General features: G+C 33.2%; 13 protein-coding genes. 5 read left to right on the top strand and 8 right to left on the bottom strand.

Annotation, left to right across the window (positions count from 1 at the left end):
• Positions 1-41: 41 nt before the first annotated feature.
• A complete protein-coding gene (locus WC622_RS08380; protein WP_372819099.1) occupies positions 42-1,319 on the top strand; it encodes a DNA recombination protein RmuC in 1,278 nt (425 codons plus the stop codon).
• A 98-nt stretch (positions 1,320-1,417) separates the two neighbouring features.
• Here WC622_RS08380 and thiL read toward each other — a convergent pair whose 3' ends face one another.
• Positions 1,418-2,455, bottom strand: a complete 1,038-nt coding sequence (thiL, locus tag WC622_RS08375; protein WP_372819097.1) for a thiamine-phosphate kinase — start codon at positions 2,453-2,455, stop codon at positions 1,418-1,420.
• Between the two features lie 85 nt (positions 2,456-2,540).
• The gene (gene nadA, locus WC622_RS08370) at positions 2,541-3,539 is read right to left on the bottom strand and encodes a quinolinate synthase NadA (protein ID WP_372819095.1); all 999 of its coding nucleotides are present in this window, start codon (positions 3,537-3,539) and stop codon (positions 2,541-2,543) included.
• A 438-nt stretch (positions 3,540-3,977) separates the two neighbouring features.
• Here nadA and nadB point away from each other — a divergent pair, with 438 nt between their 5' ends.
• Together nadB and WC622_RS08360 are read left to right on the top strand one after the other, a co-directional pair.
• Complete coding sequence (gene nadB / locus WC622_RS08365) at positions 3,978-5,564, top strand: L-aspartate oxidase (protein ID WP_372819093.1); 1,587 nt, start codon at positions 3,978-3,980, stop codon at positions 5,562-5,564.
• A 107-nt stretch (positions 5,565-5,671) separates the two neighbouring features.
• On the top strand, positions 5,672-6,181 hold the full coding sequence (locus tag WC622_RS08360; protein WP_372819091.1) for a gamma carbonic anhydrase family protein: 510 nt from the start codon (positions 5,672-5,674) through the stop codon (positions 6,179-6,181).
• On the opposite strand, the gene WC622_RS08355 is transcribed toward WC622_RS08360, so the two are convergent.
• The 6 genes from WC622_RS08355 to WC622_RS08330 form a co-directional block, all read right to left on the bottom strand.
• Positions 6,182-7,816 (bottom strand): Ig-like domain-containing domain, encoded by a 1,635-nt coding sequence (locus WC622_RS08355; protein WP_372819089.1) that lies wholly within the window; start codon positions 7,814-7,816, stop codon positions 6,182-6,184.
• Between the two features lie 133 nt (positions 7,817-7,949).
• Positions 7,950-9,812, bottom strand: a complete 1,863-nt coding sequence (mnmG, locus tag WC622_RS08350) for a tRNA uridine-5-carboxymethylaminomethyl(34) synthesis enzyme MnmG (protein WP_372819087.1) — start codon at positions 9,810-9,812, stop codon at positions 7,950-7,952.
• Between the two features lie 69 nt (positions 9,813-9,881).
• Positions 9,882-10,133: a CBU_0592 family membrane protein gene (locus WC622_RS08345; protein ID WP_372819085.1), complete on the bottom strand. Its 252-nt coding sequence runs from the start codon at positions 10,131-10,133 to the stop codon at positions 9,882-9,884.
• 1 nt (position 10,134) lies between these two features.
• Complete coding sequence (locus tag WC622_RS08340; protein ID WP_372819175.1) at positions 10,135-12,000, bottom strand: ABC-F family ATP-binding cassette domain-containing protein; 1,866 nt, start codon at positions 11,998-12,000, stop codon at positions 10,135-10,137.
• Positions 12,001-12,349: 349 nt separating this feature from the next.
• Positions 12,350-13,012, bottom strand: coding sequence for an MCP four helix bundle domain-containing protein (locus WC622_RS08335; protein ID WP_372819083.1), 663 nt, complete (start codon positions 13,010-13,012; stop codon positions 12,350-12,352).
• 171 nt (positions 13,013-13,183) lie between these two features.
• Positions 13,184-13,810 carry a GIN domain-containing protein gene (locus tag WC622_RS08330; protein ID WP_372819081.1) on the bottom strand — a complete coding sequence of 209 codons (627 nt, stop codon included), beginning with the start codon at positions 13,808-13,810 and terminating at the stop codon, positions 13,184-13,186.
• 384 nt (positions 13,811-14,194) lie between these two features.
• On the opposite strand from WC622_RS08330, the gene WC622_RS08325 reads away from it, so the two are divergent.
• A complete protein-coding gene (locus tag WC622_RS08325; RefSeq protein WP_372819079.1) occupies positions 14,195-15,385 on the top strand; it encodes a low specificity L-threonine aldolase in 1,191 nt (396 codons plus the stop codon).
• A 337-nt stretch (positions 15,386-15,722) separates the two neighbouring features.
• On the top strand, positions 15,723-17,121 hold a 1,399-nt coding region (locus WC622_RS08320; protein WP_372819077.1), incomplete at its 3' end, for a DUF2271 domain-containing protein.

The raw sequence follows: 17,121 nt of genomic DNA, 5'->3' as shown, positions 1-17,121 counted from the left end.
ACTAGTTTCTTATTTTCTATTTTTGATAAAAATATTAGCAAATGGAAATAGCGGGTTTAGCATTATTAGTTGTCATTTTACTTTTCCTTATTGTTTTATTGGTTCGCAAGCCAGCTGTTCAAAACAATACGGAAACCATCACTTATTTAAAAGACGAAAAACTGAAGTTAGAAGATGAATTAAACGATTTGCGTGAACGTTTTAATGCAGAGCGAAGTAATTTGATTAAAGCAGAGGCTTTGGTTAATTCACATCGAGAGAAGTTAGCTGAACAACAGAAAAACTTAGAAGATTTACAACAAAAATTTACCCTAGAATTTTCATTAATTGCCAATAAAATATTAGATGAAAAGACAGCAAAGTTTACTGCACAAAATCAAACTAATTTAGATACTATTTTAAATCCACTAAAAGCCAATATCAAATCCTTTGAAGAAAAAGTAGATAAGGTTTATCAAACTGAAGCTGCTGAAAGAAGCCAATTAAAAGGTGTTATTTTTCAATTAATGGATCAGAGTAAACAAATCCAAACGGATGCAAATAATTTAACTAAAGCACTAAAAGGCGATAGCAAAAAGCAAGGTAATTGGGGGGAAGTTATTTTAGAAAGAGTTTTAGAACGTTCTGGATTAGTGAAGGATAGGGAATACCGCATTCAAGCTAGTGTTAATAGCGAAGGGACAAGATTTCAACCTGATGTAATAGTTGATCTGCCTGATGAAAAACATTTGATTGTAGACGCTAAAATTAGCTTAGTTGCGTATGAACGAATGATGAATTCAGAAACTGATGAGGAAAAATTAAACAACCTTAAACAACATTTGCTTTCTGTAAAATCTCATATTGATGGTTTAGCTGGTAAAAATTATCAAAATCTATATCAAATTAATTCACCAGATTTCGTTTTGCTGTTTATGCCTATTGAATCTTCTTTCAGTATAACTGTTCAAGCAGATAATGAATTGTTTAATTATGCCTGGGATAGAAAAGTGGTAATTGTCAGTCCGACAACTTTGTTGGCAACTTTACGTACCATTGCCAGCATTTGGAAAGTAGATAGACAAAATAAAAATGTATTTGAAATTGCCGAAGAAGCAGGTGCTTTATACGATAAGTTTGTTGGTTTTTTAGAAGATATGGACAAGATTGGCAAACACATTGATCTTACACAAAAAGCACATGATGATGCTTTTAAAAAATTGCAATATGGTAACGGAAATCTAATTAGTAAGGTAGAAAAGATTAAAAAGCTAGGAGCGAAGACTAAATCTAATAAACAGATAGATTCTAAGTTTTTAGAAGATGATCTGGAAACTTAATTTTATTTGAGTTTTGTCATTCCGAGGAACGAGGAATCTAATTGTTGAAAACTAAGTGAGATTCTTCACTGCGTTCAGAATGACAAAACTTAAAAAATTTACCCCTTAAAAGCATTCCAACCTTGTGCTTTTATTTCATGTGAAATATTAGATTTTGAAATCATATTGCATCCAGAATTTTTATCGGTAATGTGTCCAATTATACTGATATCAACATCGTTTTTCAGCTTTGTGTAATCACTTTGTTTTATCGTAAATAAAAGTTCGTAATCCTCTCCACCATTTAATGCACAAACAGTTGGATCTAAACCTAATTCACGAGCTGTTTCATAAGTCATTGGGTCGATAGGAATTTTTTCTTCGTATAAGGTACATCCTTTTTCAGATTGTGTACAAATGTGTAAAATTTCTGAAGCTAACCCATCAGAAACATCAATCATAGAGGTTGGTTTAATCTTCATTTGAGCTAATAAATCAACAATATCTCTTCTTCCTTCTGGTTTTAACTGACGCTCAATAATATAATCTTTACCTTCTAAATCTGGCTGTAATTGTGGATTTTCTAAAAAGATTTGTTTTTCTCTTTCTAAAATTTGTAAACCAACATAAGCTCCTCCTAAATCTCCTGAAACACAAATTAAATCACCTTCTTCTGCTCCATTTCTATAGCAAACATCTTCCGCTGCTGCGTGACCAATACTGGTTACAGAAATTACTAAACCTTGTTTACTTGAAGAAGTATCCCCACCAATTAAATCGATGTTAAATTTATTACAAGCTAACTCAATTCCCTTATAAATTTCTTCTACTGCTTCCAATGGAAATTTACTTGAAATACCGATTGAAACCGTAATTTGAGTAGCAATTCCGTTCATTGCATAAATATCACTCAAGTTCACTTGAACAGCTTTATAGCCTAAATGCATTAAGGGAACATACGCTAAATCAAAGTGAATTCCCTCCAACAATAAGTCTGTAGATACTAACAATTGATCTTTAAAATTTAATACTGCAGCATCGTCACCAACACCTTTTACACTCGTTTCGTGTTGTATTTTAAAGTTGGTTGTTAAGTGTTTTATTAATCCAAATTCGCCTAAATCTGATATCGCTGTGCGTTCTTTATTTTCAAACATAATTTTATTTCCTTTTGTCATCCAGAGCGCAGCGAAGGATCTAACTTAATAGATTCCTCCAAAGTCGGAATGACAATTCTTATTTCTACAATCCCAAACTCGCTGAAATCTCTAACATTCTTTCTATTGGTTTACGAGCTTCCACAATAATATTAGCAGGAACTGTAACTTCTGGTAAACCATTTTTTAAACACAAATACAATTTTTCTAAGGTGTTTCTTTTCATATAAGGGCAATCATTACATGCACAACTGTTATTTGGTGGTGCCGGAATAAAGGTTTTTGTAGGATTTGCCTTTTCCATTTGGTGAATAATTCCACTTTCTGTAGCTACAATAAATTCCTGTGCATCGCTATTTATCGAATATTTTAATAGTCCAGTTGTACTTCCAATATAATCGGCCATTGCTAAAACAGCTTCTTCACATTCTGGATGTGCAATAAATTTAGCATTTGGATGGCGTTCTTTTAATTTGGTAATTTTCTCTCTCGAAAATATTTCATGTACCATACATGCACCATTCCACAACACTAAATCTCTACCTGTTTTTTTAGCAACCCAGGCACCTAAGTTTTTATCTGGACCAAAAATTATCTTCTGCTCTTTCGGTAAGCTTTCTACAATTTGTACTGCATTTGTTGAAGTACAAACAATATCGCTTAATGCTTTTAACTCAGCTGTACAATTCACATAAGTAATCACCAAGTGATCTGGATATTTTTCTTTAAACTTTTTAAACAAATGTGGTGGACAACTATCAGCCAAAGAACATCCAGCTTTTAAATCTGGTAATAAAACCGTTTTTTCTGGTGACAAAATCTTAGCAGTTTCTGCCATAAAATGCACTCCAGCAAAAACTATAATGTCTGCATCGGTCTTAGCTGCTTCTTGAGATAAACCTAAACTATCTCCAATATAATCAGCAATATCCTGTATATCAGGTTCTTGATAATAATGAGCTAATATTACTGCGTTCTTTTCTTTCTTTAATTTTTCAATTTCATCAAATAAATCAAGCGTTGGATCAATTGCTTCATCCACAAAACCTTTTTTATTTAATTCTTCTAAAACATCAATCATCATTTTCTTTTATTGGCATCTAACTTTGTAAAGATACCTAGTTTCAACACTACAATAGATTCTAATTATTTTATATAAAGAAGAATCTTATTACTTATTAAGGTGTTGGTACTGTGAGTAAGTTCTTCATTTAAATTGTGTAATATAAGTTATAACATACTTACCAACATTTAGTATTCATTTTTATTTTAAATTAATACTGATTTACAATGCTATACTATTTTGCTTAGAAACTTATCAATACCAAAATGTGTATTGTTAATGGTGGTATAAAAAGTTAATAAACTATGCAAAGTTGCTTAAAAATAATGTAAAAGATTGTGTCAAATTACCTTTTTACATTAGCTTTAAACTTTCAAAAATAGTTGTTCGTTTTATTTAGACATTCTGCTAACACTATTTTTGATGTTCTTAACAATTGTTTGATTTACGTTAGTTTTAATGAGAAAAGTTGATTTTTTAGTCATAGGATCGGGTATAGCAGGTTTAAGTTTTGCACTGAAGGCTGCACAGCACGGAAAAGTATTAATAGTTACCAAATCTAATGAAGATGAATCTAATACAAAATATGCCCAAGGGGGAGTTGCTGTTGTTGTAGATAAATCGGATTCTTTTGAAAAACATATTGAAGATACGCTAATTGCTGGAGACGGTTTATGTGATAAAAATATTGTTGAAATTGTAGTAAAAGAGGGTCCTCAACGCATACAAGAGATTATAGATTACGGAATTAACTTCGATAAAAATACAGCTGGAGTTTTCGATTTAGCCAAAGAAGGCGGTCATTCTGAACATAGAGTTTTACATTATAAAGATGTTACTGGTTATGAAATTGAGAGTGTGTTATTGAAACAAATTCATGAAAATGAAAACATAGAGATATTAACACACTACTTCTGTTTAGAGTTAATTACCCAACATCACCTAGGTAAACATGTGGATAAGAGTAGTGAAGATATCAACTGCTATGGTATATATGCCTTTAACACAGAGCTTAACGATGTGGAGAAAATATTAGCAAGTGTAACTGTTATGGCAAGTGGTGGGGCTGGACATGTATATTCTAACACCACAAATCCTGTAATTGCCACAGGCGATGGAATGGCGATGGTCTATAGAGCAAAAGGAAAAATTAGAAATATGGAGTTTATTCAATTCCATCCAACAGCTTTATATAATCCTGGGGAATATCCTTCATTTTTAATTTCTGAAGCTGTACGTGGGTTTGGTGGAGTTTTAAGAAGAAGAAATGGGGAAGAATTTATGTATGAATATGATGAACGTGGATCTTTAGCTCCACGTGATATTGTAGCTCGTGCTGTTGATAATGAAATGAAAAAATCGGGAGAGGATTTTGTGTATTTAGATATTACTATGAGAAAGAAAGCCGATATTCTAACTCATTTTCCCAATATTTATGCAAAATGTTTATCTATTGGAATAGATATGACTAAAGATTTTATTCCAGTTACTCCCGCATCACATTACATGTGTGGAGGTATTTTGGTAGATGAATATGGAAAATCTTCTATCAAAAATCTATATGCTTGTGGCGAAGTTTCTTCAACAGGATTGCACGGTGCAAATCGGTTAGCATCCAATTCCTTATTAGAAGCAACAGTTTTTGCACATCGAATCTATTTGTCTGCTTTAGAGAATTATAAAAATAATAGCATACCTGATGAAATTCCTGAATGGAACGAGCAAGGTGTTACACAATCTAACGAAGATATTCTGGTTACACATAATCTTCGTGAAACACAAAAAATAATGAGCGATTATGTTGGTATTGTTCGTTCTGATTTCAGACTAGACAGAGCGATGCGACGCTTATTTTTATTGTATGAAGAAACGGAAGAGTTCTATAAAAAGAACAAAGTTTCGGTTAAATTATGTGAGTTGAGAAATGTAATACAGGTAGCATATATGATCATAAAATCGGCTGTTGCCAGAAAAGAAAGTAGGGGATTACATTATACAACAGATTATCCAAAACACGCAAAAGAACTAGTTGATACTATTATATAAGTTGTCGTCCTGAGCTTGTGGAAGGATTTATGTAAGGGTCTTCGACGAGCTCAGACTAACACCATTTTATGTCTAATATCTAAATACTAACTACTATACTTATAAAGATGCCAGTTATATTACCAGTTAAAGGAATAAACCCTCAATGGGGAGAAAATTGTTTTATTGCACCAAACGCAACAATAGTTGGTGATGTTGTAATGGGCAACAATTGCTCTATTTGGTTTAATGCAGTTGTTAGAGGAGATGTAAACAGCATAACAATAGGTAATGACACTAATATACAAGATGGCGCTGTAATTCACGCTACCTATTTAAAAGCATCAACACATATTGGTAATAGGGTTTCTATTGGTCATAATGCGATTGTACACGGCTGTGAAGTTAAAGATCATGTCTTAATAGGCATGGGAGCAATTGTAATGGATCACGCAATAGTAGAAGAATATTGTATTATAGCTGCTAGTGCCGTAGTTTTAGAAAACACTATATGCGAAAGTGGATATTTATATGCTGGAACTCCTGCAAAAAAAATAAAGCCCATTACTGATGAGCAACGAGCTTTATTAAATAAACTTCCAGATAATTACATTATGTATTCAGATTGGTTTAGATAATTATTCTTTTGGAATAACTAACTTTTCCTTTCTATCCCAATTTGCTTTAATAGATAATTCTAAAGGCGCATACCAAATTTTTTCTGGTTGAAATCCTTGTTTTACATTTCCAGTATCCCAAATCCCATTTTTATTTTCGTCGTATACCACTCGCACAAAATAAATACCAGCTCTATATTTGTTAAAAGTTACCGTTGTATTTTTATAAATACGTTCACTAGAAATAACAACTTCTTTCTTTTCGTTTACAACCTGCAAAATATAATTTTTTGTAGTATCAGATACTTCTACATTAAGAATTAATGTACCATAATCGGTGTCATTTCCAAGTTTAAATGTTTTAACAATGTCTTTGTTTTTTGAATTAAAAATACCTGTTATAGCGCCTTCAGCTAATTTAAGGATATATTCTTGTTTGGGTTTCCAGGTATATTTAACATTATAGGTTAAAAAATCTAAACTATCTTTTATAAAGCTTAAACCTGTTCGTGGAATAGAATCTTCCAATAAAGTTACCTTGCTTAAATCGATATTATCTATAGGGAAATTGAAGTGTAATTTTAAATCTTTATACGGATTTAAAAGATTTCCCTCTAAATTATCTCCCGCTTGAATATTTCGAGTGTAGGTATCTTTCTTTCCCCTAGTAAATTTAATGGTATCTAAACCCTTTCCTTCGTCTTTTATAGCTACTTTGATTGAATCGAAACTTAAATCATTTAACCAGATTTTAACAGAATCATTCGTTTTTGTAAATCGAATTTTTTTATTTGCATCCACACTAGCAGGCTCTATAACAGATATTTCTGGCTTTCGGAGTTGTTGATTAAAATTCATAGTAATACTACCATCGCTATTTAATTTTCTATCTAGAATACGAAAGTCGCTGGCCAGCTCTTTGAAAACCATTAAATTGATGCTATCTAAATTTTTATCTAATACAAGAGGTGTTTTGATAAACCCAATTTCATCAGAGCTTTGCTGATAAATTTTATCGCCACCCTTTTCTACTAAAGCATAGATTTTATAAGTGTCCTTTTTAAGATTGTTTAGTTTGTAATTTCCGCTGCTATCGGTAGTCGTATAAATTGATGGTTTCTTTTTGCCAAAAAGACTATCTCGCGAAAGCGGAAGAATAAAAACAATTGCTTCTATTTCGGGCTTACCAGTTAATGAATTTTTAACATTTCCACTAATGCTCAAAGAATCAAGAGTTGGTCCTGTAGCAAAAACATAAGTGAAATTTTTTAGTGCGTTGCCTTCAGTAATATCTGCAATTGATTTACCAAAGTTTAATGTATAAGTTGTGTTTTTCTCTAAAGAGTCCTGTAATGTAATTTCTAATTTTTTTGTTTCGCTACCTTTCAAAATAGGAGGACGCTCTTGTTCTGGCGAAATAGAAAATTCTTTAAATTCGTTTTGAAGTTTTATATACTCATCAAATTCAATTGTTATTTTTTTAGACTTAAAATTTGTCGTTAGATTTTTTGGATCCATTTTTAAAACCTTAGGTGGTTCGGTATCTTTTGGTCCACCCTCTGGAGTTCTTATACTTGCACACCCATAAATTAATGCAATTATCAGAATCAGATAATTGAAATACGGTCTATTTGTTATTTTTACAATTTTCGCCATTTAGGTGCGCTATATTTAATTTGACTTTAATTTTAATGGATTATATTAAAAAAGCAAAAAAGCCGCTTAAATCGCTTAAAATTAAGCCGCTTCTTTTTGTGTGTTAATTACTTGATAATCAAATTTTTGCAAATTATTTTGTGATATGAACCATTAGAACCGAGATATCTGAAGGAGAAACACCAGAAATTCTGGATGCCTGACCTAAGGTTCTTGGTTTAATCTTCAATAATTTTTCTCTAGCTTCTTTTGATAAAGAAAGTAGTTTGCTATAATCAAATTCTGGATTGATAGATTTATCCTCCATCTTTTGCATTTTGTTTACAATCTCATTTTCTTTTTCAAAATAACTTTCATACTTAATTTTAATCTCCGCTTGCTCTACAGTTTCTTGATCAAATGAATTTAAAAACGAATCAAATGCTGGACTTACTTTTCTAATATCGCTAATCCCAACTTGAGGCCTACTTAATAAATTTACTAATTTTACATTTTGATTTAGCGCAGAAGTTCCTAAACTTTCTAGCAGCTCATTTGCTTCGCCCATCTCAATACCTTGTTTTTTCGCAAAAGCAACAATAGCATCAGAGTTTTCAACTTTTCGATTTACTACCGCCAAACGTTCATCATTAATTAAGCCAAGTTTGTGAGCGATAGGAGAGAGTCTAATATCGGCATTGTCCTGTCTTAATAATAAACGATGTTCTGCTCTAGACGTAAACATACGGTAAGGCTCTTCAGTACCTTTGGTTACTAAATCATCAATCAAAACACCAATATAAGATTCAGAACGTTTCATAATTAACTCGTGCTGATCTTTAACCTTTTGATGGGCGTTAATTCCTGCTATAAATCCCTGACTAGCAGCCTCTTCGTATCCAGTAGTTCCATTTATTTGACCAGCAAAGAACAAATTACTGATTAATTTAGTTTCTAACGTCAATGAAAGCTGTGTAGGCGGAAAATAATCATACTCTATCGCATATCCAGGACGAAACATTTTGGCATTTTCAAACCCAGGAATTTGAGTTAAAGCTTTATATTGTACATCCTCTGGTAACGAAGTTGAAAAACCATTTACATAGATTTCACAAGTGTTCCATCCTTCAGGTTCTACAAATATTTGATGTCTTTCTCTTTCTGCAAAACGATTTATTTTATCCTCTATAGATGGACAGTATCTTGGGCCTAAACCTTTAATTCTCCCTGTAAACATAGGTGATTTTTCGAACCCTTCTTTTAATGTTTCGTGAACATTGGCATTAGTATACGTGATCCAACAGCAACGTTGATCGATTGGTCTTTCAACATTTGTATACGAGAAACGACCAGGATTTTCGTCACCCCACTGTTCTTCCATTAAACTATAATTTAAGGAACGACCGTCAACTCGGGGAGGGGTTCCGGTTTTCATTCTCCCTGCTTCAAAACCTAATTGAGTTAATTGTTCAGTAATTCCTGTAGCCGCTTTTTCTCCAGTACGACCACCGCCAAACTTTTTCTCTCCAATATGTATTAAACCATTTAAAAAAGTGCCGTTGGTTAAAACTACGGCTTTGGCCAATATCTCTACGCCAAGAGCGGTTTTTACTCCTACAACAGTATCATTTTTAATGATTAAACTACTAACCATTTCTTGCCAGAAATCTACGTTTGATGTTCTTTCCAAGGCTAAGCGCCATTCTTCGGCGAAACGTTTTCTGTCATTTTGCGCTCTTGGGCTCCACATCGCAGGCCCTTTAGACTTGTTTAACATGCGAAATTGTAGTGTGGTTTTGTCGGCTATAATCCCCGAATAACCACCCATAGCATCAATCTCTCTCACTATTTGCCCTTTCGCAACACCACCCATAGCGGGATTACAACTCATTTGGGCTATGGTTTCCATATTCATAGTAACCAGTAACACAGAAGAGCCAAGGTTAGCCGCTGCTGCAGCAGCTTCACAGCCCGCATGCCCTGCGCCCACAACAATTACATCGTATTCTTTAAACATTGATATTTATTTTTGTTTCACGTGAAACGACTACAAAATTATTAAAATGCAAATAGATTGTTCTTTGTTTCACGTGGAACTTTTATTTTTAGTGTATAATTTAATTAAGCCATACAGCGCAACAGTACTCCACACAGCTTCTAAAATAACAAATGGCATAAATGGAATTAACCAAGAAGCATAACCAGCAATAGCTGCCCCAAAGAAGTTTAACAACCCATAAGCAGCGCTTTCTGCTTTTATCACTTTTAAACTTTGCAAAAAGAAAGCGATTAATAATAAGCTTACGCCAAACGTTGCAATGATATCTGAGGTTTCCATATTAATTCGTTTTATCTGAAAGTTCTACCCATCGCCCCATTATACCTTCTAATTGTTTGTTTAGTTTTTCTATTTCTAACGAAATTTCTTGTATTTTCAAATAATTTGAAGCCTCAACAGCATTCAATTTCATGGTTAATTCTTCAATTTCATTTTCTTTTTCAGAAACAGTTTCTTCAATTTCATCTAATTCTTTTTGCTCTTTGAAGCTCAATTTTTTAACTGGGATACTTGATGTGGGCTCTTCTGCTTTATTTTTTTTCTGTGCAGTAGCGTCTTTAGCTGTATCTAAACTAATACGATACTCTGAATAATTTCCATTGTAAATACTTACCCCACCATCACCTTCCATGATAAATAGTTGCTCACTCATTTTATCTAATAGATACCTGTCGTGAGAAACTAACATTAAAACACCAGGGAAATTCTCTAAAAATTCTTCCAATACATTTAACGTATCGATATCTAAATCGTTGGTTGGCTCATCCAATATTAAGAAGTTTGGATTTTGCATTAATACTTTCATTAAGTGTAAACGCTTCTTTTCGCCGCCGCTTAACTTCTCTACCATGCCATGTTGTTTTTTTGGAGGGAAGAGGAATAATGTTAATAATGCAGAGGCAGAAATGGTTTGCCCATCTGCCATCTTAATATATTCGGCATCGGATTTTACAATATCAATTACACGTTCTTTTTCGTTGAATGCTAAACCGCCTTGTTTATAATACCCATATACTGTGGTATCGCCTACATCTACTTTTCCCTTTTCAGGATTGAGATAGCCAGTAATGATATTCAACAATGTTGATTTTCCTGTTCCGTTTTTACCTGCTAAACCAATTCTATCGCCTCGCTTAAACGTATACGAAAAATCATTAATAATTTTCTTGTCATCAAAAGTTTGACCAATATGATTTAACTCCAAGATTTTATTTCCTTGGCGAGACATCTTAACATTCAATGTAACTTTTTGATTGTCAGAACGTTGCTTAGTTTTATCTTCTAAATCATAAAATGCATTTACCCTTGATTGAGATTTTACTGTACGGGCAGCTGGCATACGCCTCATCCACTCCAATTCTTTCTTCAATAGGTTTTTGTTCTTATGAAATGTGCTTTCGTCAGAAGCCTCACGTTCACTTTTCTTTTCTAAAAAGAAAGCGTAATTTCCATTGTAATTGTAGATTTTTCCTCTATCTAATTCTACAATTGTATTGCAAACATTATCTAAAAAGTATCTATCGTGAGTAACTAAAAGAATGGTTTTATTGCCAGAAGTCAATAGCTTTTCTAACCACTCAATCGTATCAATATCCAAATGATTGGTAGGCTCATCTAACACATAAATCTCAGGATCTTCGATTAATAATTTAGCTAAAGCAAGTCGTTTTTTCTGTCCACCAGATAAGGTTGATATTTTTTGTTGGAGATGGTTAATCCCCATACGGCTCAAAATCGTTTTAATTTCATGCTCATATTCCCATGCATTGTGCTCGCTTAATTCTTCATATAAACGGTTTAATGTTTTCTCATCAGGATTCGGATCTTCAATCAATTCTTCATATTCCTTAATCAGCTGTTGTTGTTTATTCTCTAATGAAAAAATGAAATCACTAATAGAATATCCATCTGGAAAAGAAGGTTCTTGATCTAAAAAGCCAATTTTAACAGCTTTATTTTTTACTATTTTCCCCTCTAAAGGAGAAAAGCGTTCGGCTAATAATTTTAAAAGGGTGCTTTTCCCTGCGCCATTTATACCGACCAGCGCCACGCGTTGACCAGGATTTATGCCAAGTGTTAAATTTTTGAAAAGCCATTCATCATGGTATCCGTGGCCTAAGCCTTCAGCTGCAATTAGTGTACTCAAAGTATTTTTTAACGATTTATCTAATAAGAAATTACCGCAAAAGTAAGGATTAAAATTTTGGAATAGGATGAACCAAGTAATTGTAAAGACAGAATTTAGTAAAATCAGCATCGAACGATTAAAATGAAATTGTTATGAGGTCGGATTTTTATTAAGTTTTCCTTAAGTCAAGACTAGAGTAAGTCCGCATCAAGTCCGCGTTTTCTGAGAAAAACGCGGACTTGATGCGGACTTACTTTAGACTAAATTCGAAGCAAATACGAACAAGATTAAAGTTGAATCAATTTATTAAAACTTAAATATGGCTATGTAATGAAAAACGTGTTTTAAATAAAGTGACAAAGAAAATCTAATTTAAATTGAATTTATCCTGTTTTACCTTCATTACATTCGAAGCGAAAATGATAGAAACAATCAATATCCCAATAACAATAGCTAATGCAAACTGAATGGCAGAGTAGATTTTACTTCCAGTAAATAAGCTTTGAGATTCTTTAATCAATTCTTTACCTACTTCAATTTGAGTTTTAGTTAATAAGGAAAGGTTTTGTAAGATACTCTTGTAAGAATCATTCAATTGTTCTAAAGCAATGTCATCACCTTTTGTTGAAGAAACTACCTGTTTTTCAAGCTGCTGATGAGCTTTTAGGTTTTCTTTTAAATGCACTAAGTGATCTTTTTCATTACTCACCAAAAAAGTTTTCTCGTATTTTTTTAATACAGAATCGATTTTAAAATCTTGGGCGCCAAGCAACTTTGTAGTTTGCTCAGTTTCTAAAATAACCGAGCGTTGGTGTTTTTCTAGTATATCCTTTTTATCAAAAAGCAATTCAGAAATATGAAACAAATCTGTAGCCGGAACCAGTCTATCGTTATACATAGAAACGAAAGCATTATTCATACTCTTTATACTTTTATCTTCTAAAAGCCTGATTAAAATAGTACAGACCATGATGCAGAAAAGCAACAAAGCAATTTTAGATTTTTGCTGAATAGAGAAGGCAATTTTCATAAGTTCAGAATTCGTTCAAGGCAAAATAATCAAAGAATACAGTTTTGCCAATTCAAATACATAAAGTGACTTATTTATGCCAAAATAAAACGCATAAAAAATGCGGACATCCATCCGCATTTTTCTTAACTAAACTAAAAACTAAACTAAATTTATGATGGATTATGAATTTTATAGGGTAACTAAATCGTCTGTTGTTGGTAATTCTACTTTTGATACTTTAGCAATCGAAGCACTTTTAGATTGAATATTAGTAGTTTCTGCAACGAATTGTCCCATGTTTACTTTTGCAACACTTCCCATTACAGCTGTATAATCTGTAGTCGATCCTGATAAAGTTAAATTAGATTGATCAGCAACATTAGTTGATAAACTTATTGTGTTGGTATTTAAGGTAGCTTTTGCTTCATCTTTTAAGTTAACATCTAAACTCAATGTGCTAAACTTTCCAAAAGTTTTTACAGTTGCATTGTTAGATGCAGAGATAGAAGTTAAGCTGTTTACATAAACTACAACTGTTAATGTTTCTTTGTTAAAAGAACTGATGCGTAATTCGCCATCTTTTTGTTGTACCAATGCATTTTTAGAGAAGTAGTTGTCATAAACTTTAACACTCTCGTCTGCACTTTGAACCAAAATCAATTCAACGTTTCCAGATACATTGATTTTGTTTACTTTTTTAACTTCAGATAATACAGTTATTTGTGTGTTATCTTCTGCTTTTACATTTATTGTTGCTGTTGTTAATACTAATCCTGTTGCTACTAATGCGATTAATGATTTGATAGAAGTTTTCATATTTTTATTTTTTAAAATCTTTGTTTTATAAATTATTTTCTTTTTTGTCACCGCCCTCTTTCAGGCTGGTTTCGTATATAAGACGACGCTAAGGCCAAAAGGTTGCAGCGTAAATCGCTGTATTATACCTACATCGTGTAACTCTCGACGAACGCCTGTAATATTTCGACCAACAGGCAAGAGAAAAATGAGTAGAAAAGTATGTTGGGCAGAAAACACTGTGTAAGGCCAGCTTTCCGCTTTACTTTGTGTTTTTCCCGATAGCTATCGGGACGGGTTTAAAACGAGAAAAACAATATTTCATAGCAAAAACAGTTTCCTGTTTTGATTTGAGAAAAGAAAAGGCCAATTTTATTAAATCTGTAACAACCTTAAAAACTCAGTATGTCAGCTTATAAACGCCGCGATTTCTTAAAGCTCTCTTCGTTATCGGCCTTGCCACTTATTGCATCGGCTGTGCCATTTAAAACATTTGCCGCAGAAAATAGCCAACCGCCATCAAAAGATAGCGAGGCAGTTTATTTCATCAACGATGGTATTTTTTATCGTCCAGAAGATTTTATCAATAAACTACAAGAAATTAACAACGCAGCGCCAATAGAAAGAGATAGTTATGGCGAGGGAGGTGCCATAGAAAAACTATTAAAGAAATTTATAGAAATAACCGGAAAAGAAGCAGCTGTTTATATGCCCACGGGAACATTAGCAAATCAATTGGCAATTAGTGTTATGTGCGGAGATAATACAAAAGCATTTGTTCAAGAAACGAGTCATGTATACAGAGATGAAGCCGATGCCTCTCAAACTCTATTTAATAAACGATTAATTCCTTTAGCAGAGGGCAAAGCACATTTTACAGTAGAGGAATTAAAAAAATCTGTAAACTACCACAAAGAGGGTGAGGTATTTGTTGCTGGGGTTGGCGCAATTTCTATTGAAACTCCAGTAAGAAGATGTGAAAATCAAGCATTTCCATTAGATGAAATAAAAAAGATCTCGGCTTATTGTAAAGAACAAGGCTATAAAATGCACCTAGATGGCGCAAGATTACACATGGCAACCGCATTTACAAATTCAACAGTTAAAGAATACGCATCGTATTTTGACACGGTTTATATGTGTTTGTATAAATATTTAGGTGCAACAGGCGGTGCAGTTTTGTGTGGCGACAAAGCAGTAATAGATCAAATGCCTCATCTCATTAAAATTCATGGTGGTGGCATATTTAATAATTGGCCAAGTGCTGCGGTTGCTTTGCATCACTTAAATGCTATTGATGAAACAATGGAAAAGATCAAAGTAAAATCTAAAGACCTCTTTGATCAATTCAATCAACTTAAAGGCATAAAAGTTAGCCCCATAGAAAATGGAACAAATCAATTTAATGTTCTACTAGATAAAGGAATTGATCCAGCTAAATTAAACACAAGACTGAGAGGAGAGCATACTATTGTTTTCGGATTACCACAAAAAGATGGCTTTGTGAAAATTAAAGTAAATGCAACTTTGTTGAGAAGAGATAACAAATTGATTTTGGACTCTTTTAAAGAAGCAATCGCATTCGCAAAAGTTTAATTTGAGTAGATCTAATCGCTAAAAGACTTAATGATATCAAGATATTGGGGGGACAGCATCTTTGAGGATCTTCTATTTTTGGTGTCATTGCCAGATTGACTGGAATTGTACGAAGTATATTTGTTCTTATTGCTTTAAGATTAGCTATGCTGAACACTGCGTAGTTCCCGCCTACGCGGGAATGACGCAAGGAGGAAGGGTTTGCGCCAACAAAGTAGAATATTAAAAGGAATAAAGTTTTATTTAAACCTTTAGGTAAAAAAATCAGTCAGAAATGGGATAATTCAATTTCAAACTTTACATTTGCGCACTATTTAGAATTAAACTTAATAACGATATGAAATTATTTGCCTCACTGTTAACGGCATTTGTATTAATTGGTACACAACCAGCTACAGAAGCTCCAAAAAAAAGTAATCAGCGATTATATGTTTCTAATTATGAAAACGTATTGGGAACTTCATTAGAATTTAAATTTACTAGCGTTTCTGAAGCAGAGGCAGAGAGAGCAGAAGTTGCAGCATTGGCTGAAATAAACAGACTATCATCAATATTTAGCGCTTACGACGAAAAAAGTGAGTTTAGCCAATGGATGAAACAAGATTTGAATAAACCTATTAAAGTTTCTAAAGAGTTATTTGATATGTTGAATCTATTTGAGCAATGGAAAACTCGCACAAATGGAGCGTTAGATGCTTCATCGGCAGTTGCTGTACAATTGTGGAAAGACGCAGCGAAAAAACAAGTAATTCCATCAAAAGAAGAAATTAATGCAGCTGTAACAGCAATGAAATCAGCTCATTATCGATTAGATGCGACAAATTTAACGGCTACTCGTTTAGATAATACGCCATTGGTGATGAATACTTTTGCAAAAAGCTACATTATTAATTTAGCTTGTGATGCTGCATTAACATCATCAAAAATAAATGCTGTTGTTGTAAATATTGGTGGAGATTTAGTAATTAAAGGAGATGTTGCTGATGCAGTAAACGTTACTAATCCTTTAGCGAATGCTGAAAATGATGCCCCATTAGCTCATTTATTAGTGAGTAATAAAGCGGTTGCAACTAGCGGAAATTACCGCAGAGGCGAACAAATAGGAAAACATTGGTATTCGCATATTGTAGATCCACGTACTGGAAAACCTGTTGAAGGCGTAATTAGTGCAACAATTGTAGCTCCTAATGCTACTGATGCGGGTGCATTAGCAACGGCGTTTAATGTTTTATCATTAGAAGAAAGTAAAGCTTTAGCTGCTACAGTAAAAGATGCAGAATATTTGATTATTACAAAAGATGGTAAAAGAGTAGAAAGTAAAGGGTGGAACACATTAGTTGATTCAAAAATTAGTGAAGCTAAAACAGAAACCGCAAAACCAGTTTTAACTAATGCGCAAAAACCATGGGATTCGAAATTTGAATTGGCAATAACTTTCGAAATGAATGTAATTGCAGGAAATAACCACCGTCCTTTTGCCGCAATTTGGGTAGAAAACGAAAATAAAGAGTCGGTGCGTAATTTGGCTTTATGGTATAATAAAACTAAATGGGTTCCAGATCTTAAAAATTGGTATCGTATTAATGGCGATAGTTTTAAAGCAGATAAAGCTAATTACGCTTCTGTAACAGGTGCAACCCGTTCGCCAGGAAAATATACTATTAAATGGGATGGAAAAGACAATAAAGGAAACTTTGTTGCCCAAGGCAAATACACCTTCGTTATCGAAACATCAA

The organism is Pedobacter sp. (assembly GCF_041662865.1).
Taxonomy (GTDB): domain Bacteria; phylum Bacteroidota; class Bacteroidia; order Sphingobacteriales; family Sphingobacteriaceae; genus Pedobacter.
Note: the sequence above shows the minus strand (reverse complement) of the source record. Positions and strands in the feature narration are given on the sequence as shown.